This window comes from Christiangramia aquimixticola (genome assembly GCF_048285835.1).
In the GTDB taxonomy this organism is placed as follows: domain Bacteria; phylum Bacteroidota; class Bacteroidia; order Flavobacteriales; family Flavobacteriaceae; genus Christiangramia; species Christiangramia aquimixticola.
In genome coordinates this window covers 375,541-396,781 of sequence record NZ_JBLVTL010000001.1, presented here as the reverse complement: position 1 = coordinate 396,781, position 21,241 = coordinate 375,541, and the positions used below count along the sequence as shown (strand labels likewise).

Genomic DNA, 21,241 nt, shown 5'->3' with positions numbered 1-21,241 from the left:
TGTGAATTAATCTTCTCCAGCAATTTCCCTCCTGTGGTTCATTCAGAGATTATTAGGCGATAGAGATAATTGAATTGTGTGAAAAATATAAGATATTTGCAGTCCGGAATTATTAAAGCAAAAAATAGAAATATATGTCAGACGATAAAAAAGTAATTTTTTCAATGTCTGGAGTGACCAAAACCTTCCCAAAGGCCAACACTCCTGTCTTGAAAAATATCTATCTAAGTTTCTTCTACGGTGCGAAGATCGGGATCCTTGGTTTGAACGGATCCGGTAAATCTACCTTATTGAATATCATCGCAGGGAAAGATCAAAACTTCCAGGGTGATGTGGTTTTTTCACCAAATTACAGTGTGGGAATGCTTGAGCAGGAACCGGAACTGGATGAAGAGAAAACTGTACTTGAAGTGGTAAAAGAAGGCGCGGCTGAAACGGTTGCGATCCTAGATGAATATAATAAGATCAATGATATGTTTGGCCTTCCAGAGGTTTATGAGGATGCAGATAAGATGCAGAAACTCATGGACAAGCAGGCTGAACTTCAGGATAAGATCGATGCCAGCAATGCGTGGGAATTAGATACGAAGTTAGAGATTGCTATGGATGCACTTCGAACTCCGGAACCCGATAAGAAGATCGCAGTATTATCTGGAGGAGAGAGAAGAAGGGTTGCATTATGCCGATTGCTACTTCAAGAGCCTGATGTTTTATTACTGGATGAGCCTACCAACCACCTTGATGCAGAATCTGTGCACTGGTTGGAGCACCACCTTCAGCAATATAAAGGAACTGTGATCGCCGTAACCCACGACCGTTATTTCCTTGATAATGTAGCGGGATGGATCCTGGAACTGGATCGAGGAGAAGGAATTCCATGGAAAGGGAACTATTCTTCATGGCTGGATCAAAAATCCAAGAGACTGGCACAGGAACAAAAACAGGCTAGTAAAAGACAGAAAACTTTAGAGCGCGAGCTTGAGTGGTCAAGGATGAGCCCAAAAGGCAGACAGACCAAACAAAAAGCAAGGCTTAAAAATTACGATAAACTTCTTAGTCAGGATCAAAAGCAAATGGACGAGAAGCTGGAGATCTACATTCCTAACGGTCCCCGTTTAGGTACGAATGTGATCGAAGCTGATGGTGTAAGCAAAGCATTTGGTGATAAACTGCTTTATGAAGACCTTAAATTTAATCTTCCACAGGCGGGAATAGTTGGAATAATCGGGCCTAACGGAGCCGGTAAAACCACTATCTTCAAAATGATCATGGGAGAAGAAAAGCCGGATAAGGGAAGTTTTAAGGTAGGAGAGACCGCGAAGATTTCTTATGTAGATCAAAGTCACTCGAACATTGATCCTGAAAAAACGATCTGGCAAAACTTTAGTGATGAGCAGGAGCTTATCATGATGGGTGGTCGTCAGGTTAATTCAAGAGCGTACTTAAGTCGATTCAACTTTAGCGGAAGCGAGCAGAATAAGAAAGTAAGCATGCTTTCAGGGGGAGAGAGAAACAGGCTTCACCTTGCAATGACATTGAAGGAAGAAGGAAACGTATTGCTACTCGATGAGCCCACCAACGACCTGGATGTTAATACGCTACGTGCCCTGGAAGAAGGTCTGGATAACTTCGCCGGTTGTGCCGTGGTTATTTCTCACGACCGTTGGTTCCTGGATAGAATTTGTACACACATTCTTGCTTTCGAGGGTGACTCTCAGGTATATTTCTTTGAGGGAAGTTTCTCAGATTATGAAGAGAATAAAAAGAAACGCCTTGGTGGTGATATTATGCCAAAGCGTATTAAATACAAGAAACTGGTTAGATAATTACCTGTTAATACCAGTTCAAAATAAGAAGGAGTGCAATCATATAATCGCACTCCTTTTTTAATTTTTGCCTACACCTTAAAGAGTTATTTCTTCTTCGGCATTGGACCACGAAGATGGATAATTAGACCGTCCAGGAAATTTCGTAAAAACTGGTCTCCACATTCCATATATTTTTCATGATCTTCTCTTCTAAAGATCGCTCCCAGCTCGCTTTTGGTAACTTTAAAATCAACCAGTTCGCATATCTTCACGATATCATCATTGGTTAATTTATGGGCCACTCTTAGTTTTTTGAAGATGTCATTATTGCTTAAAGCCATGTTTAAGTTATTTGTAAGTTGAATTTAGTAGCTAATTTTGTCGCTTTTTCAAGATCGTCTTCGTTATCTATTGCCTGTCTCGCGTCGATCAATAAATTTTCTGCTTCTTTTTGAAGGTATTTTGTATACTTTGAATCATTTGCCTGTTGTTTTTTCAAATAATAGAACATCAGCAATAATTTCTGCACCAAAGTTATGTCATGTTTACAATATGTGCGAATAGAAGCCATGATATTATACAAAAGATCTACAAAATCTATAGTATTCAGCTTAATATAAGTTTCATTATCCCTTAGAATCACGCTGGTATCTTTCTTTTTCATTCTAAGTGCCAGCAGTTCTGTTAGATAATCAATTCCATTAATAGCTGTTCCCGGATCATTGATCCCCGGTGACATTGCTTTCACAATTATTTCAGTAATCTGTTTAAATGCAAGCACATAGTTATCTGCAACCAGTTCTTCCCTCGAAAAATTAAAGTTGGAAAGAATACGTTTTACGTCTTCCTCATCAAGTTCTTTATTTGCTTTAAATAGAGGAATGCCACTTAGTACATACATCCCTTTAACAGGTAAGATGTGAATTTTTATTTCATTCGCAATACAAATATCCACAAGGTTGGTAAATGATATGTTTTGAAGATAACCACTTCTATTACTATGGTATTCATACCAGTCTGCTGAATCTGGAAAATCATCAATTTGTTTTTCTTCCTGATCGATGAGTTGTTTTAATCGCCTTTCCGCAGTTTCAGCAATATTCTGAAGGATGTTGCTAATCTGAATACTCTGCGAGATGTTATGAATGAAGTAGATAAAAGCATAGATGCAGAAAACCGTCTGCAGGATTCCAAGTAAGACCGAAAATCCCGGAATTTGATATTCATCACCGGTAGGCTGAATGGAGAAAAGAATAAAAATACAATACAGGATGGTAAATAAATAGATCCCTAAAATTATCTGGTGCCTGCGGTCACTAATCAACCCGGGTAATAATCTGGGTGAAAAATTGCTGGAAGCCTGACTCAGCAAAAGCATTACCATCGAAAAACTGAAAACCACCATGGAGATCAAACCACCTATAAGGGAACTTAAAATGGTCATGGCTGTATCACCATTATCCACCACCAGTACGGGAATGTGTTCTATAAGGTATCTGGAAGCTCCTAAATTTTCCAGATACAGCATTATAAAAGCAAAATTGAAGCCTGCGAAAGCAAAAACGGTGGGGTAAAAGGCAATCTTACTTTCCAGTACGTTGAAGAAAGATATGCTGCGATTGAAAAATTGCTTCATCTAATAATTTTAATTTAAAGTTACATAAAGCTTCCTAACCGTACAGTTATTTCGGAAAAAACGAAAATGACAAAAAGGCATTAAAATAAATGGAAATACAGACAAAATGACAGTATTTTAAAATTGGTATTTGAATTGCTAAAAATTAAGTGAAAACAAAAAGTAATAACTTAAAAATATATAGCTATGAGTCTAATAACAAGAAATGAAACAGGTTGGTTACCATCAGTAATTGATGATATGTTTAAAAACGATTGGTTAGGAGGGACTACCAATGTAAATAGTATTGGAACCAGTATACCAGCGGTGAACATTATGGAAACTGAAGACAATTTTAAAGTGGAGGTTGCCGCACCCGGTATGTCTAAAGAAGATTTTAGCATTGAATTAGATAACGATGTGCTCACCATTTCTTCTGAGCAGAAGAAGGAAAACGAGGAAAAAGACGATGAAGGTAGATATACCCGAAAGGAGTTTAGTTACACCAACTTTAAACGAGCCTTTAGTTTACCAGATTCTGTAGATAGTTCTCAAATCTCTGCTTCGTACAATAACGGAGTTTTGGAGATTGGTCTTCCTAAAAAAGAAGAAGCAAGAGTTCAGCCAAAAAGATTGATCGAAATCTCTTAACCTGAATGTAGTTTGATTAGTTAATGCCGAAAAGCGCTCTATGGAGCGCTTTTTTTATTGACTTAGTAGTATCCACCTATTTCCTGCACTTTGAATGGTAAAAACCTGACTTCCTTTTATGCTGGTGACTTTAGCATTGGTTCTTGGATCGAAAAGATCATCTCCACCTGTAAAAATGAATTGCTTTTCTGAGTTTCCCGGCCAGTTGATCAATCTAATTATTCGGCCTTTATTGGCAGCAGATGCTGGGAGTATCAACCCAGAAATCTGATTATTGATCCTTAAGGTGCCCACTTCATCCCCAATAGGAAAATCTCCGGTTGAACTGGTAGTTGATGAATAATTCTGAAATCCTGCATTGGCCCAGCTGGCCTGCCCACCGGCATTTAAGGTCATTACCTGGCCTTCGGTGCCGCGGTTAGCAGGTAATACATATTCGGTTTCCGGTGTGCTTCCAATCCCAACTCTGCCAGCAAAATAACCTGCATATACATTGCTGTTATTATCTCCTGTGGCAATACTGTAAATCCCGTAGATATTGCCAACTCCCTGTATGGTCCCAATCTCATTGTAGATTCCGTAGTTATTACTCTTCGCTCCAAAGGTTCTTCCAACCCGGTTAAAAATTCCGTAAATATCATTAGTGCCGGTATTTTGATAAGTTTCATTAAAAAATCCATAATGAATGCCGGTTCCCACGCCACCAACATTCGACTTAATACCGTATTTATTTCCGTTAGTCTGGCTGCGGTTGTCGTTTACAATTCCATAGGTGGTAAGGTTATCTGTGGCTGAATTAGCATTGTCGACTTCAAATCCCTTCTTTAAACTAAGATCTTTCCCCGGTTGGATCGCCACCTGCAGTCTTGAGCTTATTTGGTCTGTTCCAATCCCCATATTTCCATCTCTGTAAATAGGTTCCGAAATATTGTTCGGGTTTATTGTGGAGCCGGGTTTATAGAAATTACCGCCGGATACTTCTGAAGTAAGAGGTTTCCATTTATTTTCCAGGCTGTTCCAGAAATAAAAACCGGAATTAAAATTTATAACGTTCTGGGCTAAGAAAATAAGTAAACCGTGCTGATCTGCACCTGGATTTTGCTCCGGGAATTTATCCAGACGGGGGATGAGAAGTCCATCAATGACTGATGGGTTGTTCCTGCTGGTAGCAACGATATCCAGCTGCGCTTTAGGTTCAGAAGTCCCAATCCCTACCTGCGCCCATAGGCCAAAACTCAGGAGCCAAAGACTCAAAAAAGCATAAAAATTTTTCATCGACAAACAGTTTAGGTTTGTCATTTGAGCAGGGATCAAATGTTTAGGATGAAATAAATATAACAAAATTTAAAAACCTAACTTGTTAATATTAAGCTATTTCACTAATTTTTTCCTGAAGCATTTTAATTTCATCTCTCAGTTTTGCAGCCATCATAAAGTCAAGTTCTTTAGCGGCGGTTTCCATGGCTTTTCGCTTTTCCCGGATCTTCTTTTCTATCTGTGGCTTGGTTAAATAATTCGCTTCCGCTTCAGCAGCTTTAAGATCTGGTCGTGATTCTTCATCGTAAATATCAAGTTTCTCCTTGATCAAGGCACTATCGAATTTCTTCACTAGTTTAGTAGGAGTGATATTATGCTCCTTGTTGTAATCCATCTGTTTCTGGCGGCGGTATTCGGTTTGATCAATAGTCTTTTGCATACTGTCAGTGATCTTATCTGCATATAAAATGGCTTTCCCGTCCACATGTCGTGCAGCACGTCCAATCGTTTGCGTAAGAGACCTGTTACTTCTTAGAAAACCTTCCTTATCTGCATCAATAATCGCAACCAATGAAACTTCCGGAAGGTCAAGACCTTCTCTTAATAAGTTTACACCAATTAGCACGTCAAATATCCCTTTTCTTAAATCCTGCATGATCTCAACTCGTTCCAGGGTATCGATGTCTGAATGTATGTAACGACATCTAATGTCAATTCTGGTAAGGTATTTAGCCAGTTCTTCCGCCATTCGTTTAGTTAGCGTAGTCACAAGAATTCTTTCGTCTTTCTCAACCCTTATCTGAATTTCTTCGATAAGATCATCGATCTGGTTAAGACTTGGGCGAACTTCAACAATAGGATCCAGCAATCCTGTTGGGCGAATAACCTGTTCTACATAGATTCCTTCAGATTTCTGAAGTTCATAATCTGCGGGAGTGGCACTCACATAAATCACCTGATTTTGAAGAGCTTCAAATTCTTCAAATTTCAATGGACGGTTATCCATGGCTGCAGGTAGCCTAAATCCGTAATCCACCAGCGTTTCTTTTCTGGACCGGTCCCCACCATACATGGCGTGCACCTGTGGGATAGTAACGTGACTTTCATCAACTACCATCAGGTAATCATCAGGGAAGTAATCGAGAAGACAGAAAGGTCTGGTTCCTGGTAATCTGCCGTCAAGATATCTGGAGTAATTCTCAATTCCGGAACAGTAACCTAACTCGCGGATCATTTCCAGGTCAAAATTCGTACGTTCATCCAGGCGTTTTGCTTCAAGCGTTTTTCCAATTTCCTGAAAGTAATCCACTTGTTTTACCAGATCATCCTGGATCTGGTGAATAGCACCTTTTAAAACATCCGGCGAGGTAACGAACATATTTGCCGGATAAATATTCAGGCGTTCGTATTTTTCAATGATATCATTGGTCCCGGGGTCAAAGGCTTCAATCTCCTCAATTTCATCTCCAAAAAAGTGAATTCTGAAGGCATTATCAGCATAACTTGGATAAACATCCACGGTATCTCCTTTAATTCGGAAGTTTCCATGAGAAAATTCAGCTTCCGTCCTTGAGTATAAACTTTGTACCAGGCTATGTAGAAATTTGGTTCTGGAGATCTCCATATCCCTTTCGATGGAAACCACGTTCTTTTTAAATTCCACGGGGTTACCAATACCATAAAGACAGGAAACGGAGGCGATAACGATCACATCTCTTCTTCCGCTTAAAAGGGACGAGGTAGTGCTTAATCTTAATTTTTCGATCTCCTCGTTAATGGAAAGATCTTTTTCTATATAGGTTCCCGAAGTTGGAATAAATGCTTCAGGTTGATAATAATCATAATAACTCACGAAATATTCAACAGCATTTTCAGGAAAGAACTGCTTGAATTCTGAATATAATTGAGCTGCCAGGGTTTTGTTATGGGCCAGGACCAGAGTTGGTTTTTGAACTTCTTCAATTACATTGGCCACCGTAAAAGTCTTACCCGACCCGGTTACCCCAAGAAGTGTCTGGTATTGCTCATTTTTATTAAGGCCGGCTACCAACTGCTTTATAGCATTGGGCTGATCTCCTGTAGGTTTATAATCAGATTGGATATTGAATTTCATGTAGTTGGGTTTCTTTTCCTGGCTCCACGAAATTAAGCAATAATAAGACCGAAATCAATTTTTTAGGATTCATCTAACATGTGTCCAGGTGGTTGAATTGCTTCATTAAAGTAGAAACAGCTCGTTGTACCCATTATGAAAATGTTCCCTATAAATCCCGTTTACGTAAAATCAGCAGAGACAAATACACAAAGATGATGCACCAGATAATCACGATGGCTAATTGATACCAGTGTATCCCATAATCTTTGTCCAGTTCGCCGCCAATTTGAGTCGCAGCTGCCTGTACTGCATTTAAGCGCGAAAACGGTTCTATGATAAGGTTACTCATAGATTCCAAAGGGAAAAATTGCATAATATTAGTGGCAATATCGGTACCCTTGAAGACTTTGAAGTTTAAGATCCCGTATAGGATACTTTCGAAAATCGCCCAAACCACCAGAAACCCTAAAGCAAAAGCCGATCTTTTGACCAATACCCCTAAAAACATACAGAAGGCAAAGAACCCGGTAAGTTTTACAAAGTAGGCGAGTAAATATTCAAGATCTGAAACCACAATTGAAAACTCAGTAAAATCTGAAAAGGAATATCCAAGGATGATGCTTACTACAAACAGAAATATGGTAGAAATACCTGAAAATACCAGAACAGTTAAAAACTTGGAAAGGATAAACTCCTTTTTGCTTAACCCATCTATAAGATTCTGTTTTATGGTTCTATTACTGTACTCATTGGACATCATGGAAACGATCACAATGGCTAAGAATATCTTCAGCAAGGAGGCGATATAACTATTAAAATGCCAGATATATGGGAAATTGAAAATTCCCTGATCGGCAACACGAAACTGGATGGCTCCCAGATTAAATTCAATGGAAGCAATTAAAGCGATGAACGTGATCAGGATAAAATAAGTAATGATCAGGATTCTGGCTGACCGACTATATCGTAGTTTATTATATTCTATTTCGAGGAGTCGTAACATTATTTATCAGCGATTTTATTGGTTAATTGAAGGAATTGCTCTTCCAGGCTTTCTTTTCGTTTGTTCAGGTAGGAAAGTGAAAGGCCCTTTTGGAATAAGAAGGTGTTAATTTCTTCAGCTTCCATAGGTTCATTTAAAAAGGCAGTAAGTGTTTCCTCTTTGGTAACTATCTTTCCAATATTTGGATGCTGCCTCAATAATTCTTTCAAATTTGTCATGTTGGCTGCTCTAAGTTCAAAGAATCCGTGACTGCTTACGATCTCGTCGACCGGTCCGCTGTATAATTTTTCGCCTTTTCTAATGATCACTACATGAGAACATACTTTTTCCACTTCATCCAATAAATGGGATGCAAGCAGAATAGTGGTTCCGCCGGCCGCGATATTTCTAATGATCTCTCTTATTTGATGTATTCCCTGAGGATCCAGGCCGTTTGTTGGTTCATCCAGAATAAGGATTTCCGGGTCATTCAACAGGGCAGAAGCGATGGCTAATCGCTGTTTCATTCCTAAGGAAAAAGTTCTGAATTTGCTGTCCTTTCTATCCAGAAGGCCTACAATTTCCAGTTTTTCCTGAATTTTTGATTTTACTGTTCCCTTTATCTTGCAAACCAGCGCAAGGTTTTGCTCCGCAGTCATGTAAGGGTAAAAATTTGGATGCTCGATGATAGCGCCCACTTTTTTTAAAGCTTCATGAGTAGTATAGTTGCCCTCAAACCATTTGAAATCTCCTGAAGTTTTATTCACCACATTCAGGATCATGCCCAGAGTAGTTGATTTACCACTACCGTTAGGTCCAAGAATTCCGTAAACATTTCCCCGGGTAATTTCGAAACTCAGGTTTTTTACCGCAGTAACTTTTCCGTATTTTTTAGTGAGATTATTAAGACTTAAGATTGTTTCCAAGATCGATGAATTGTTTGATATGTGTTGACTAAGTTAGGTTTTTGTTACAGCTTTTGTTTAAATAACCTTATTTTTGAGAAAAACGAGGATTTTTATGGAAGAGAAACTGATGTCAAAGAAAAAACCGGCCTTTCCGGTAAATGAACGATTCAACAGATATCTCGCGAAATATAACCGAAATACCAAAATCCCTGTTTTTTACGATGACCTCTTACGATTTTCTGGTTCCATAGTAGTGTATGATCAGCATGATGAGGACACCTTTTGGGTGCGTTGTTATTATCCCGATCATGAACGTATCGAGATCGACAATAGTTTAAAGAAAGTTTATACCATCCTGCATTCAGATGGTAGTGACGATTCCCTTAACTATCTAAATGTTGATGCCATTGATTACTGCACCTTTGGTAATTCCAAGCCTTTCCGGGTAAAGGTTAGAAATATACTTAACGATAGTTTTACCTATTTCTATGTAAAAAAAGCGGATGCTTCCCGATTGTACGGACTTGAATTTGAACACCTGCTATCCCCACACCGGATCAACTTTCTGGTTTATAAGGATACTCTTATTGAAGAACATATAGCGGGGATTCCAGGTGATGTTTTTATTGAAGATCATCTACCTCAATGTGACCTGCGGGCGCAAACCCAGATCGCCAAGCAGTTTGTGAAATTCAATGAGCGCTGTACGGTGAGATTACTGGGTGATATGAGGTCCTATAATTATGTAGTGATCCCGACGCATGATTTTGATCATGTGGAATATCAGATAAGAGCAATAGATTTTGATCAGCAGTGTTTTGAAGGGAATCTAAAAGTATATCGCCCACAATTTTTTAAGGAAAACTATAAGATGGTGAAACTGGTTTCAGATAAACTCGAGGAATCATCTATTGAACAATACCGGAAAGAAGAACGTTCGTTGCTGGCCAAGAGAATGATCAATACCCAAAGCCGATATAAGGAATTGATAAGATGTATGATTAATGATCATGTTTCCACCAAAGACAATGTAAAGGAACTGCGGAACGATCTTTATGCCTTCTCCAAGGATATGAAGTTTAAAAGAGCCAGCACCATGGGGCAGATCTTAAGAACTGCTCTGGATTTCGTAAGAAGAAATTACGAAAATATAAATATGCAGCGCATGTTGGAATAAAAAAAAGCGAAGGAATCTGTTAAGACCGCTTCGCTTTTAAATATTTTTATCTGGTAGAATTTACTTTTTTTCTTCTTTATTGAAGTAAACCAGATAGTAATACATCTGTTTTTCTTCATCCCATCCTTTTTCCACGAATTTTTCAGCAGATTCAGCATTTACAAAATCCATTTTTATCTGGATATTGGTATCAAGAGTGATCACATTTTTGATCTTCTTACGCGCTTCGGTCACTGCTTTATTCGCAATAGGGAAACTGGTAAGATCCTCTACTTTATATTTTGGAGCTTTTTCGGTTTTATAATTCTGAAATTCAGGAATCAGATCCGGGTTGTCGATCACAGAATTTATATAATTTGACTCCTCGAAATCATCGTTCTTGGCGAAATAGTCCATACTACGGTTCATGAACATTACTTCCTGCTTTTTGTCCTCAGCTGGAAGCACCACGTCTTTTGCGAAGTTCTTGGCAAAATTCAGGTAGTTCTTGGTAAAGTAGTTCTCATCTGCAAGTACATCTACCCCAAGGAAATTTTCAAGCCAGTATTTAGTATCGTATCGGTTTGAATCTACGGAAAGGATCTTGTAACCTTCTGCCTGATTCTTGTTGAAAATGATGGCTCCTTTGTCAAGTTTCTGAAGGTTAACCCCTTGCTGCACGATCATTTCCAGATTGCTCTGTTTCTGTTCGAACTGAAGGAAATCATGTTTTAATTCAGACTTAAAGATCCCAATTGCAGGAACCTTTTCGTTGTCGAGCTGCATCCCTTCAAAATATACCACATACACTTCTCCACTTTTGATGTGCGGATGTGTGGACTGCTCATATAAAAGAGTAGCTATCTTTTTTGAATACTCGTGAGTATTATAGGGATCATTGAAAATTTTATTCGATAAATCATAAAGCTCATTGAATTCAATATCGGTATCATGGGTAAACCTATAGTAAGATTCTTCTTTTTCACGAAATGGTTTCAGAAAATATTCCTTAATAAGAGGTTTGATTTCATCATTCAGGTGAAAAGTTGAAGCTGAAAGAAATATGTTTTCCCCGCGATTTTTATTCCCTACACGGTGAATGGAAAGCGATTCAATTTGAGCATTAAAAAGGTTGATCATTTATCTCTGAAGTTTTGCCTAAATAAAGTTGAAATATTTTAGATCTGAAAGTAGCTTTCAGAAGAGTTATAAAGATTTATTAATTCCAGTTCTCGTCGAAATCAAAGTCTTCATACCCATCTTCGTCATAATTATCGTCGTAATCACCGTTCAAAAGACCTTCATCTTCGCCGGTAAATTCCTTTTCCGGAGCATTTTCCGGGATCTGCCCGTGAACATACATAAGATTAGGATAATCTCTGCCTTCTTCAATTTCGGCGATCTGGGCAAGCTCCACGAAGAAAGTCCACATCTTTAAGAAATCGTATACGTAAATAAGCTTGGTTTGAGATTCAGATAAGATACTGTCCAATCTGGTTTCGTTCATTAATTTGATCGAATCATCCTGTCCGCTCATATCAAACTGATGAATTTCCTCGCCCTGATTCCATTCATTGTCGCTAATATAAAAGGAAGCCATCTCAGACCCGTCAAATCCAAAGGATTGAACAATAGAGTTATGCAGGTCTTCCATAGTGTTTTCCTGAAGTATTTCTATGTCTCTGAATACATCTTCTTGAGCGTCGAGAATTACTCGAAATCTATATACCATATCTAAAAAATTTGGAGGGCAAAGTTACGATTTTTTAATCTTCTCTTGGGCATAAATAGTTTCCATTAACAGGTAAAACTGATAACCAAACAACACCGAAGCTATAACAAGATGTAAGGGTTGAGAAAGGAATGGAAAATCAAAATTATACATAGCAATACCGGTTGCAACTTCCAGAAGAATAAGGAAAATTACCATGTTTATTTTATTCAATTTCAGTTTTAGCTGCCTGTTGTTCCACCATAGTAGGGCATTGACAAGCAAAACGATAATCGAAAATGAACGGTGTATATAGAACATTACCGATGGCTGAGCGAGCCATAGATCTTTGACTTCATAACCTAAGCTCTTAACCTGTTCATCTACAAATTGTCTCACCTGAGTTCCTAAAATCACCTGAAAGAGCGTCATTATAACGGCCAGGATGATTAAATTCTTAAAGGTGGAGGTTTTAAATTGCTCTACTTTCTTTTCCTTTGAAATATAAAGGAGGTAGAGGAGTAGTGCCACGATCACAAAAGCCATAACCATATGAATGGTGATCTTTGCCGGAGCTAAAACTGAATATACCACGGTCGCACCAAGCCATGCCTGGAATCCCATTAGGAATACGCAAATAATTGAAAGTATAGGAATCTGTTTTTTTACTTTTCTTTTCCTGAAGGATAAGAAGGCCATAATAAGTACAGCAAAGCCTGCCAGAGCTCCAAATAATCTGTTTATGTATTCGACCCAGGTATGCGTGGGATTGAAAATTGCATAATCGTGTTTGGTGTAATTTTCCCAATTGGTTTCATCAAAGCTCTCTCCCGAAGTAAAATCTTTTGCAGCTACTTTGAGGGACTCATCTATAATTATTACCTGGCCTTTTTTATAAGTTCTGTCCTGTTGAAAACGAAGTTCAGTTTCTTCAGTAGGCGGTATATAATAACCAAAACATTTAGGCCAGTCCGGGCAACCCATTCCTGAACCGGTCATTCGAACTACCGCACCGGCTATGATCACCAGATAAACAAGAATAAGAGATATTTTTACAAATTTTCGATACATGTTATTCCCGGCTTAGGTGGTTTTGGGTCTACACTAATATGGAGCTAATGTTTTACACTTAGGAATTGGTTTCAACCTGTGTAAGGCCTAATTTCTTGCCTTTTTCCAACATAAAATCTCTCGCAGGCTCGTATTGATTAGGGATGTCACCTTCAAGAATTGCTTCCTTTATTGCATCTTTAATAAGGCCTACTTCCCGGCTTGGTTTAATTCCAAAAGTAGACATGATCTCCTCACCACTTACCGGTGGCTGGAAATTACGCACATGATCTCTTTCCTCCACTTCCTGGATCTTTTGTCTAACCAGCTTAAAGTTATTATGATACTTCTTATAACGTTTTGGATTCTTGGTCGTAATATCTGCTTCGCATAAAGTCATCAAATCTTCTATGTGATCTCCTGCATCGAATATCAATCTACGCACCGCAGAATCGGTAACACTATCATCGGCGATCACAATAGGGCGGGAACTCATTAGCACCATTTTTTGAACGAATTTCATCTTTTCGTTTAGTGGTAGTCTAAGGCGTTTAAATAATTTATACACCATTTTAGCACCCACAAATTCGTGTCCGTGAAAAGTCCAGCCTATTTTTTTATGAAATCTCTTTGTTGGTGCTTTTCCAATGTCATGCAATAACGCCGACCATCGTAACCAAAGGTCATCTGTGTTTTCAGAAATATTATCCACCACCTCGAGCGTATGCCAGAAGTTGTCTTTGTGAGTTTGACCTTCCACCTCATCGATGCCCTGTAAGGCAGTCAATTCCGGAAGGATCTTCTCAAGTAAACCGGTTTTATAAAGTAAAGCAAGGCCTTTGGATGGTTTGTCGCTTAATAAAATCTTATTAAGCTCATCCATGATCCTCTCTCTGGAAATGATCTTTATACGCTCATTATTTCTTTTGATCGCCGCCAGAGAATCGGCTTCGATCATAAAGTTAAGTTGAGTTGCAAACCTGATTGCTCTGTACATCCTTAACGGATCATCAGAATAGGTGATATCCGCATCTAGCGGTGTTTTAATTATTTTGTTTTTAAGGTCCTGATAGCCGTCAAAGGGATCTAATAAATCACCGAATCCATCTTCATTTAACTTTAAAGCAAGTGCATTAATGGTGAAATCCCTTCGATTCTGGTCATCTTCCAGAGTGCCATCTTCCACAATTGGTTTACGGCTATCTTTACGGTAGCTCTCCTTGCGGGCGCCAACGAATTCGATCTCCATGTCATCTGCACGCAACATGGCCGTTCCAAAATTTTTAAAAACCTGGACTTTTGGTTTGTTGGGAAGTTTATCAGATACTTTTCTGGCCAGTTCGATCCCGCTGCCCACGGCAACTATATCAATATCTTTTGGTTCCCCTCTTTCAAGGATATGGTCTCGTACAAAACCGCCAATTACATATGCATCCACAGCAAGTTCATCTGCTGCTTCAGATATTATATTGAATATTTTATGATGTAAAGCTTTGCGGTAATTGTGGTATTTCGGCATCTTCTATTTGCGTATCACTTTCACCTGTCCGTCGTTACTCAGCTTGATAATTGCTGATGGTCGAGGTGATTTTTTTGAACGCTGCAAATTTACTACATAGTCTACACCTTTTAAAATTTGCGGAGATATTTGAGCGAAACTTTGAGGAGTTGGCTCCCCACTTATGTTTGCAGATGTTGAAACCAAAGGCCTCTTCATTTTTTTAATAAGGTCTGAGCAAAAAGTGTCTCTTACCACTCTTATTCCCAATGTTTCGTCTTCACTAACCAAATTCTCGGCAATGCGAATTGGTTTATCATATATCACAGTGGTTGGCTTTTGAGCATGCTTAAGGATATCGTAAGCCATCTCCGGAACTTCTTCAACATACTGTTCCAGCATCTTAAAATTAGAAACCAGACATATCAAGGCTTTGGATTCCTCTCTTTTCTTTAACCGGTACACCTTATCCACGGCTTCAGCATTAGTTGCATCGCAACCAATTCCCCAAACCGTATCTGTTGGGTAAAGAATAATTCCACCTTTTTTAATTACATCGAGACAATTTCTTACTTCTTCCTGAATTTTATCCATAAAGCACTTCTTTATATTGCGCCAAAGTATCACTGGCCATTTTTACTGTAGTATAATTTTCAACTAACTTTTTATAAGAGATCGCGGTAAATTCTTTTTGCATTTCCGGATCTTTCGACAAAATTACTAATTTATCTCCCAGCGACCTGCCATTATGTGATTCAGATAAAAAACCATTTTTTCCTTCTTCAATAATTTCAGGGATTCCACCAACGTTTGTGGAGACTACCGGGACTTTGTAATAAAAACTTTCATAGATAAATTGAGGGATTCCTTCGCTTTGAGAAGTCATGAGGGAGATATCAAATTGCGGGATAAGGGCAGAGGCGTCGGGGATAAAGCCTGTGAATTTGTAATAGGCTTCCAATTTTCTTTCCTTCAGTTTTCGTTCAAAATCAGCTGTTCTTTCAGTTATATTCCCAATTTCCAGAAAGTAGAAGTTTTTATGGCCCAAAGTATTCACCAAATGATCTATGGTGTCTACCCAGGTATCCAGATTTTTTGCCCGGATATGATTGGCGATTGTTCCTACTAAAATACTATCAGATGGAATATTATATTTTTTTCTCAGATCAAATGCCGCAGAACTGTCCTTCGGAATCTTTGTACCATGATAAACCGTTACCAGTTTACTTTGATCAACTATAGCCTCGGCAGTAATCTTTTTAGTTACCTCAGATACGCAGAGGATCTTCTTAATTTGCTGATGATTGTATTTATATAAAGTCTGTTTCCTTTGCTTAATGGGAAAGGATGTTTTTTTGCTCAATATATATGGCGGTAATTTCCCGGAAATTTTAGTAGCCATGATCGCCAGGGTAAGGGCGGTTGTATCATGTATATGAATAAGATCGATCTTCTCTCGTTTACAAATTTTTATAAGCTTGCGGATGTATCTTGGATCGAATTTCACCGGCAGAGCTGCTGCAATTGTTTTAATTCTTAAAACTGGAAGTTTTTTCTGTACTTCAGATCCTTTGGAGCATAACACAAAATGTTCTGCACCCTTCAGCTCTGTACACAAATTCTGGAGGTGATTTTCACCACCTCCCCAGTTTTTGGCGGCAGAGACGTGGAGTACTTTCATAGATTAGGAATTCCTTAAAATCCTGTCGTAAACTTCTAAATATTCTGCAGCTGTCTTGTCCCAGTTAAAAGATTTAGCCCGGGTTATTAATTTAGATTCCCAGGCAGCTTTATTTTCAGAAACTGCATTCATTCCATTTTCAAAAACCTTTAGCATGGATTCCGGATCAAAATTATCCCAATAAAAAGCATCATCACCACCAATTTCCGAGAGAGAGGTTTTATTGGACATAAATATTGGTTTCCCATAAGCCATGGCCTCAATTGGAGGTAAGCCGAAACCTTCGAATAAGGAAGGGAATACAAAAGCAGCACAATTTTGGAGATAATAATGCTTTTCTTCCTCAGAAATTTTTCCAACAAGGAAAACACGGTCCTGTAAATTGTATTTTTCGATCTGCTGCTTCACCATCTCCCCGTATTCTTTATTATTATTTCCGGCGAGGACAAGATTGTAATCTTTAAGTTTTTCCATCATTGGCAACAACACATGGAAATTTTTTCTTTCCATGAATTGACCTATGCTAAATAGAAAAGGTTTATTTATATCGACTTCGGTTTTAATATTCTTAATAGCAGGTAATGCTTCTACCGGATTTCCGTTATAGATTACTTTTTGTTCTATATGCGACGGAATGTCGAAATAATGGTTGGTGGTTTTTTTTGCATATTCAGAAATATAGGTGATCATATTGGACCTTTCTATTTTCTCGTTGATATGTATCCAGCTCTTATCATCCCGGGATGGATTATGTTGTTCCATCAGGATCACATCGTGGATAGTCAGCAAATACGGAATATTAAAACGAGGCTCCGTTTTGGTATTCTGATTTAACGAATGCCATAGCTCATATTTTTTCCATGTACGGAATGGTTTATATCTCGAAACAGGAAAATAACGATGATAAGTCACATCTTTAAAATCTGAAAGGTATTCACGCTTTTTTGCGTTTACAATAAGTTTATAGTCCTTATTCTGTTCAGAAAGTTTTTTGATCAGCCAGTAATTGAACTGGCCAAAACCGGTGCATTGGTTCTTTAAGTGATGAGACTCCAGAAAGATGCGAGGTTGGGATGACATGGGAAAAGCTTTAAAAATCGGTTTCGAAGATAATTTATTTAATTGTATTTGTTTTGTAATACTCCGGCTTATTCTAATTTTGCCATATGCAGGTACACTTCGCAAAAGACTATGAATCGAAAAGCTCTGAAATACTTCCGGTTCTGGAAAGTTTTCATTCCGGTGGCGAGACGATAAAAGATAGCAGAAACAAGCTGAAAATCTTCAAGCTTAATGGCCGGGATTTCAATGTGAAAGCATTTCGTGTACCTAATCTTGTAAATAAAGTAGTCTACCGTTTTTTTAGAAAATCAAAAGCACAAAGATCTTTTGAATATGCTTCTATTTTAAAAACCAAAGGAATTGGAACGCCAGATCCTGTAGCCTATGCTGAAGAGCCTCAGGGTTTAACTTTTGGACGCAGTTTTTACGTGAGTGAACATTTAGCCTATGATCTTACATTTCGGGAACTGGTAACAGAACCTGAGTATCCGGATCATGAAAATATTCTTCGGGCTTTTACAAGGTTTACCTATAAACTGCATCAAAACCAGGTTCAGTTTCTTGATCATTCCCCGGGGAATACGCTTATAATTCGTAACGGTGATGCTTACGACTTTTATCTGGTGGACCTTAACCGAATGAATTTTAAGGAGCTCACTTTTGAAGAAAGAATGCTAAATTTCTCCAGGCTTACACCAAAAAAGGAAATGATCGAGGTAATGGCCGATGAATATTCAAAACTAATCGATAAATCCAAAACTGAGGTTTTTGAAAAGATGTGGTTCTATACCAACCAGTTTCAGGAAAAATTTCATCGAAAAAAGCGATTAAAGAAAAAACTGAAATTCTGGAAAAAATAAAGGCTAAAGTTTAGGAGCCTTGTTGAAGCTCTTAAGCGACCAATGTCCCAACTGTTTCCTTATTTTATATTTTCTCAGAAGGTTTAAAGGTTTGTCCTTTAGATAAGACTTGTCTTTATGCAGAAATTCTATACAGGCTTCAATTACACGTTTGCTTGAATTACCATCGGAATAAGGATGAGAGTATTGGGCAAATTCATCAATTTCCTTTATCAGTTCTTCAGGATAGGCAAGGGCTTTGTCAAAAGCATTTTCAATTTCTGAAACCTGATCTATATCAATTAGATAAGGTCCGGGCATATTGTTTTGAAAAGTAACCACCGGTTTTCGCTGAATCAGAAATTCTATGATGGCTGAAGTGGTATCAGAAAACATAATATCGGCTTCCTTAAAAAGCGGGATAAGATCTGTGGTATCATAAAATCTGAAGTTCTCGTTTTCGAGGCTTTTAAATTTTTCTACGATAGTCTTATCGAGTTTTGGATGTAAAACTGCCATGAAGCGATACTTCCCGGTGTGAGACAATCTTTCAATTTCCTTTACAACCTCCTCTTTTAAAGCCAGGCTATATTGTTTGGTAAAAGTGGAAGAAATGAGAATTACCGGCTTTTCATTGCGTTGCGAATTCAAAGGAAATAATGGATCCATTTTGGACCATCCCGTTTCAATTACCTCAAATGTTCGATATTTCTTTTGCTGTTCTCTAAAAGGGCCGGTGCTGGAGGGTCCCTGAGTACAGTAAAGATCAAAAAAACCGCGGATGGTAAACTGGTCTGTTCCTTTTCGTTTGTTCGCGGGAAAACCGTGAAAAACCTGCACTTTTAATCCGGGAAGAAAATCGGGAACAGTATCTGTTATAGTTAAAACTATATGCGGTTCATATTCAATCGCGTCCTCAATTTTATCCAACAGGACTCCATTTTCAGGAAACAGTTTGTTTGGACCGGGCATTCCTGAAAACCACTTTACCGTATCGCCTCTTTTTATAATTTCTTGCTGTAGGGGACTCCCAATGGGAATCGCATAGGCATGGTTGATATATATAAGGAAGCGGTAATTCATCAGGAATTGTTAATTAAAAAATTATTCAGGTCATTTTCTAATAATTCCGGTTTGAATTCGGCGTAAAGTCTATTCCAGTCACTTTTAAGTTGCTTTTCAGCTTTGCCTTCAAACAGTTCCGGCTTATAATCTTTAAGATGAACTGAGACATAGCGTTTACCATCCTCGTACATATTCCAGTTAGCTTTGTCAAGCGCCGGAGAAAAGATGGCAAAATTCGGGATGTCCAAAGCTTTGGCCATGTTTACAGCTCCGCCTTCATTCCCAATCAAAGCATCACAGTGTGAAACCAGTCCTAAGAACTGTCTTAAACTGGTGCCATAAACATTCAGGTGGATGTTGTTTCGGGTTTCAGGTTTACAAAAGCCCATTAGCTCATCAATTTCTGTCCTTTGAGAGGGGATATAATTGAAAATTAACTGCGCATTTGTTCTTTCTGCAATCTGATCCAGGAGTTTGGCCATATAAGCAAGCGGATAGGTTTTCTTTTCGTTGCTGCCCAAAGCACCTATCATAAAGAGTTTTTTTGAAAGATCAATTCCATAACCCTCGAGAATATGTCTGGCGGCTGTAATTTCCTCTTCCTTCAGATAAATTTTCGGTTTTATTTCTGCCGGAATTTCAGCAGAAAGTGGAGACAGTAATCTTAATCTCTTTTCTATGGCAGCACCGGCATTGGTCTTAGCTTCAATTTTTCGGCTAAAGACGTGATTTGATACCGGTCGGGTATAAAATTTATCATAGGCGATCCTGACCGGAGCGCCAGATATTGCTGAAAGTAGGCTTGTTTTAATGTTCGATTGCACGTCGATCACCACATTATATTTTCCTTTTCTAATATCCCTTACAAGTGTGGTAAATCGTTGGCTTTTATTATAGAAAATAATACGGTCTATAAACGGGTTGTTTTGAACAACCGCGAAAGTATGATCGTAAACAAGATAGTTAAGCTGGGCTTTAGGATACTTTTTACGTAGGGCTTCAAACAGGATTGAGGATGTTAGTACATCCCCAATCATTTTCATTTGTATTACAAGTATCTTCAAATCTAAATTTTACTAAACAGCTACGTTATATTCACGTAAAGCGTCGTTAAGTGATGTTTTTTTGTTGGTGCTTTCTTTTCTCTTTCCAATAATCAGTGCACAGGGAACCTGAAATTCTCCGGCAGGGAACTTTTTGGTATAACTTCCCGGAATAACTACAGATCTTGCAGGTACATAACCTTTAAATTCTTTAGGTTCATCTCCGGTAACATCAATGATCTTGGTTGAAGCGGTCAATACCACATTGGCACCAAGCACGGCTTCTTTTTCAATTCGAATACCTTCCACCACAATACTTCGGGATCCAAGAAAGGCATTATCTTCTACAATAACCGGAGCAGCCTGAAGTGGTTCCAATACTCCACCAATTCCGACACCCCCGCTAAGATGCACATTTTTTCCAATTTGGGCACAACTACCTACAGTAGCCCATGTGTCGACCATTGTCCCTTCGTCCACATAAGCTCCAATATTTACATAACTCGGCATCATGATAACTCCAGAAGATATATATGCGCCATGTCTAGCTACAGCATTTGGTACCACACGAATGCCTTTTTCTTTATATCCTGTCTTCAAAGGAATTTTATCGTGGTATTCGAAAATCCCGGCTTCCAGGGTTTCCATTTTCTGAATTGGAAAATACAATACCACTGCTTTTTTTACCCATTCATTCACCTGCCATCCGTCTGCAACCGGCTCGGCTACCCTAAGTTCACCCTTGTCAAGAAGTTCGATCACTTCTCTTATGGCATTTGTAGTTTCAGTTTCTTGTAACAGGTCTCGGTTATCCCAGGCC

General features: G+C 38.5%; 20 protein-coding genes. 4 read left to right on the top strand and 16 right to left on the bottom strand.

What is annotated here, in order from left to right; translation table 11 throughout:
• The first annotated feature begins 134 nt into the window (after positions 1-134).
• The gene (gene ettA, locus ACNKXV_RS01735) at positions 135-1,826 is read left to right on the top strand and encodes an energy-dependent translational throttle protein EttA (RefSeq protein WP_417905971.1); all 1,692 of its coding nucleotides are present in this window, start codon (positions 135-137) and stop codon (positions 1,824-1,826) included.
• Positions 1,827-1,912: 86 nt separating this feature from the next.
• Here the strand turns inward: ettA and ACNKXV_RS01730 are convergent, their stop codons facing one another.
• Positions 1,913-2,149: a DUF1456 family protein gene (locus ACNKXV_RS01730; RefSeq protein WP_417905970.1), complete on the bottom strand. Its 237-nt coding sequence runs from the start codon at positions 2,147-2,149 to the stop codon at positions 1,913-1,915.
• Between the two features lie 2 nt (positions 2,150-2,151).
• The gene (locus ACNKXV_RS01725; protein ID WP_417905969.1) at positions 2,152-3,444 is read right to left on the bottom strand and encodes a DUF2254 domain-containing protein; all 1,293 of its coding nucleotides are present in this window, start codon (positions 3,442-3,444) and stop codon (positions 2,152-2,154) included.
• Positions 3,445-3,630: 186 nt separating this feature from the next.
• Between ACNKXV_RS01725 and ACNKXV_RS01720 the strand changes: the two genes are divergently transcribed.
• Positions 3,631-4,074, top strand: coding sequence for an Hsp20/alpha crystallin family protein (locus ACNKXV_RS01720; RefSeq protein ID WP_417905968.1), 444 nt, complete (start codon positions 3,631-3,633; stop codon positions 4,072-4,074).
• A gap of 54 nt (positions 4,075-4,128) precedes the next feature.
• Here the strand turns inward: ACNKXV_RS01720 and ACNKXV_RS01715 are convergent, their stop codons facing one another.
• The 4 genes from ACNKXV_RS01715 to ACNKXV_RS01700 all read right to left on the bottom strand — a co-directional run bounded on the left by ACNKXV_RS01715 (position 4,129) and on the right by ACNKXV_RS01700 (position 9,334).
• On the bottom strand, positions 4,129-5,349 hold the full coding sequence (locus ACNKXV_RS01715; RefSeq protein WP_417905967.1) for a hypothetical protein: 1,221 nt from the start codon (positions 5,347-5,349) through the stop codon (positions 4,129-4,131).
• 91 nt (positions 5,350-5,440) lie between these two features.
• Entirely contained in the window at positions 5,441-7,444 is a 2,004-nt protein-coding gene (gene uvrB / locus ACNKXV_RS01710) for an excinuclease ABC subunit UvrB (protein ID WP_417905966.1), read from the bottom strand.
• 148 nt (positions 7,445-7,592) lie between these two features.
• Complete coding sequence (locus ACNKXV_RS01705) at positions 7,593-8,429, bottom strand: ABC transporter permease (RefSeq protein ID WP_417905965.1); 837 nt, start codon at positions 8,427-8,429, stop codon at positions 7,593-7,595.
• Positions 8,429-9,334 carry an ABC transporter ATP-binding protein gene (locus ACNKXV_RS01700; RefSeq protein WP_417905964.1) on the bottom strand — a complete coding sequence of 302 codons (906 nt, stop codon included), beginning with the start codon at positions 9,332-9,334 and terminating at the stop codon, positions 8,429-8,431. Before ACNKXV_RS01700 ends, ACNKXV_RS01705 begins: the two co-directional genes overlap by 1 nt.
• A 94-nt stretch (positions 9,335-9,428) precedes the next feature.
• Between ACNKXV_RS01700 and ACNKXV_RS01695 the strand changes: the two genes are divergently transcribed.
• Entirely contained in the window at positions 9,429-10,493 is a 1,065-nt protein-coding gene (locus tag ACNKXV_RS01695; RefSeq protein ID WP_417905963.1) for a hypothetical protein, read from the top strand.
• Positions 10,494-10,553: 60 nt separating this feature from the next.
• Here ACNKXV_RS01695 and ACNKXV_RS01690 read toward each other — a convergent pair whose 3' ends face one another.
• The 7 genes from ACNKXV_RS01690 to ACNKXV_RS01660 form a co-directional block, all read right to left on the bottom strand.
• Positions 10,554-11,612 (bottom strand): nucleoid-associated protein, encoded by a 1,059-nt coding sequence (locus ACNKXV_RS01690; protein ID WP_417905962.1) that lies wholly within the window; start codon positions 11,610-11,612, stop codon positions 10,554-10,556.
• A 79-nt stretch (positions 11,613-11,691) separates the two neighbouring features.
• Positions 11,692-12,204 carry an IS1096 element passenger TnpR family protein gene (locus ACNKXV_RS01685; protein WP_417905961.1) on the bottom strand — a complete coding sequence of 171 codons (513 nt, stop codon included), beginning with the start codon at positions 12,202-12,204 and terminating at the stop codon, positions 11,692-11,694.
• Positions 12,205-12,228: 24 nt separating this feature from the next.
• Positions 12,229-13,254, bottom strand: a complete 1,026-nt coding sequence (locus tag ACNKXV_RS01680; RefSeq protein ID WP_417905960.1) for a COX15/CtaA family protein — start codon at positions 13,252-13,254, stop codon at positions 12,229-12,231.
• 58 nt (positions 13,255-13,312) lie between these two features.
• Positions 13,313-14,752, bottom strand: coding sequence for a CCA tRNA nucleotidyltransferase (locus tag ACNKXV_RS01675; RefSeq protein WP_417905959.1), 1,440 nt, complete (start codon positions 14,750-14,752; stop codon positions 13,313-13,315).
• Positions 14,753-14,755: 3 nt separating this feature from the next.
• Positions 14,756-15,325 carry an L-threonylcarbamoyladenylate synthase gene (locus ACNKXV_RS01670; RefSeq protein ID WP_417905958.1) on the bottom strand — a complete coding sequence of 190 codons (570 nt, stop codon included), beginning with the start codon at positions 15,323-15,325 and terminating at the stop codon, positions 14,756-14,758.
• Positions 15,318-16,412: a glycosyltransferase family 4 protein gene (locus ACNKXV_RS01665; protein ID WP_417905957.1), complete on the bottom strand. Its 1,095-nt coding sequence runs from the start codon at positions 16,410-16,412 to the stop codon at positions 15,318-15,320. Before ACNKXV_RS01665 ends, ACNKXV_RS01670 begins: the two co-directional genes overlap by 8 nt.
• 3 nt (positions 16,413-16,415) lie before the next feature.
• A complete protein-coding gene (locus ACNKXV_RS01660; protein ID WP_417905956.1) occupies positions 16,416-17,492 on the bottom strand; it encodes a glycosyltransferase family 4 protein in 1,077 nt (358 codons plus the stop codon).
• Positions 17,493-17,578: 86 nt separating this feature from the next.
• Here ACNKXV_RS01660 and ACNKXV_RS01655 point away from each other — a divergent pair, with 86 nt between their 5' ends.
• Positions 17,579-18,334, top strand: coding sequence for a lipopolysaccharide kinase InaA family protein (locus tag ACNKXV_RS01655; RefSeq protein WP_417905955.1), 756 nt, complete (start codon positions 17,579-17,581; stop codon positions 18,332-18,334).
• Positions 18,335-18,337: 3 nt separating this feature from the next.
• Here the strand turns inward: ACNKXV_RS01655 and ACNKXV_RS01650 are convergent, their stop codons facing one another.
• The 3 genes from ACNKXV_RS01650 to ACNKXV_RS01640 all read right to left on the bottom strand — a co-directional run.
• A complete protein-coding gene (locus ACNKXV_RS01650; RefSeq protein ID WP_417905954.1) occupies positions 18,338-19,396 on the bottom strand; it encodes a CDP-glycerol glycerophosphotransferase family protein in 1,059 nt (352 codons plus the stop codon).
• A complete protein-coding gene (locus tag ACNKXV_RS01645) occupies positions 19,396-20,442 on the bottom strand; it encodes a glycosyltransferase family 9 protein (RefSeq protein WP_417905953.1) in 1,047 nt (348 codons plus the stop codon). The genes ACNKXV_RS01650 and ACNKXV_RS01645 overlap by 1 nt, the downstream gene beginning before the upstream one ends.
• Before the next feature lie 12 nt (positions 20,443-20,454).
• On the bottom strand, positions 20,455-21,241 hold a 787-nt coding region (locus ACNKXV_RS01640), incomplete at its 5' end, for a 2,3,4,5-tetrahydropyridine-2,6-dicarboxylate N-succinyltransferase (protein WP_417905952.1).

Coding starts and splice junctions, on each gene's coding strand:
- ettA (WP_417905971.1), top strand. CDS start 135: ATGTCAGACGATAAAAAAGTAATTTTTTCAATGTCTGGAGTGACCAAA.
- ACNKXV_RS01730 (WP_417905970.1), bottom strand. CDS start 2,149: ATGGCTTTAAGCAATAATGACATCTTCAAAAAACTAAGAGTGGCCCAT.
- ACNKXV_RS01725 (WP_417905969.1), bottom strand. CDS start 3,444: ATGAAGCAATTTTTCAATCGCAGCATATCTTTCTTCAACGTACTGGAA.
- ACNKXV_RS01720 (WP_417905968.1), top strand. CDS start 3,631: ATGAGTCTAATAACAAGAAATGAAACAGGTTGGTTACCATCAGTAATT.
- ACNKXV_RS01715 (WP_417905967.1), bottom strand. CDS start 5,349: ATGAAAAATTTTTATGCTTTTTTGAGTCTTTGGCTCCTGAGTTTTGGC.
- uvrB (WP_417905966.1), bottom strand. CDS start 7,444: ATGAAATTCAATATCCAATCTGATTATAAACCTACAGGAGATCAGCCC.
- ACNKXV_RS01705 (WP_417905965.1), bottom strand. CDS start 8,429: ATGTTACGACTCCTCGAAATAGAATATAATAAACTACGATATAGTCGG.
- ACNKXV_RS01695 (WP_417905963.1), top strand. CDS start 9,429: ATGGAAGAGAAACTGATGTCAAAGAAAAAACCGGCCTTTCCGGTAAAT.
- ACNKXV_RS01690 (WP_417905962.1), bottom strand. CDS start 11,612: ATGATCAACCTTTTTAATGCTCAAATTGAATCGCTTTCCATTCACCGT.
- ACNKXV_RS01685 (WP_417905961.1), bottom strand. CDS start 12,204: ATGGTATATAGATTTCGAGTAATTCTCGACGCTCAAGAAGATGTATTC.
- ACNKXV_RS01680 (WP_417905960.1), bottom strand. CDS start 13,254: ATGTATCGAAAATTTGTAAAAATATCTCTTATTCTTGTTTATCTGGTG.
- ACNKXV_RS01675 (WP_417905959.1), bottom strand. CDS start 14,752: ATGCCGAAATACCACAATTACCGCAAAGCTTTACATCATAAAATATTC.
- ACNKXV_RS01670 (WP_417905958.1), bottom strand. CDS start 15,325: ATGGATAAAATTCAGGAAGAAGTAAGAAATTGTCTCGATGTAATTAAA.
- ACNKXV_RS01665 (WP_417905957.1), bottom strand. CDS start 16,412: ATGAAAGTACTCCACGTCTCTGCCGCCAAAAACTGGGGAGGTGGTGAA.
- ACNKXV_RS01660 (WP_417905956.1), bottom strand. CDS start 17,492: ATGTCATCCCAACCTCGCATCTTTCTGGAGTCTCATCACTTAAAGAAC.
- ACNKXV_RS01655 (WP_417905955.1), top strand. CDS start 17,579: ATGCAGGTACACTTCGCAAAAGACTATGAATCGAAAAGCTCTGAAATA.
- ACNKXV_RS01650 (WP_417905954.1), bottom strand. CDS start 19,396: ATGAATTACCGCTTCCTTATATATATCAACCATGCCTATGCGATTCCC.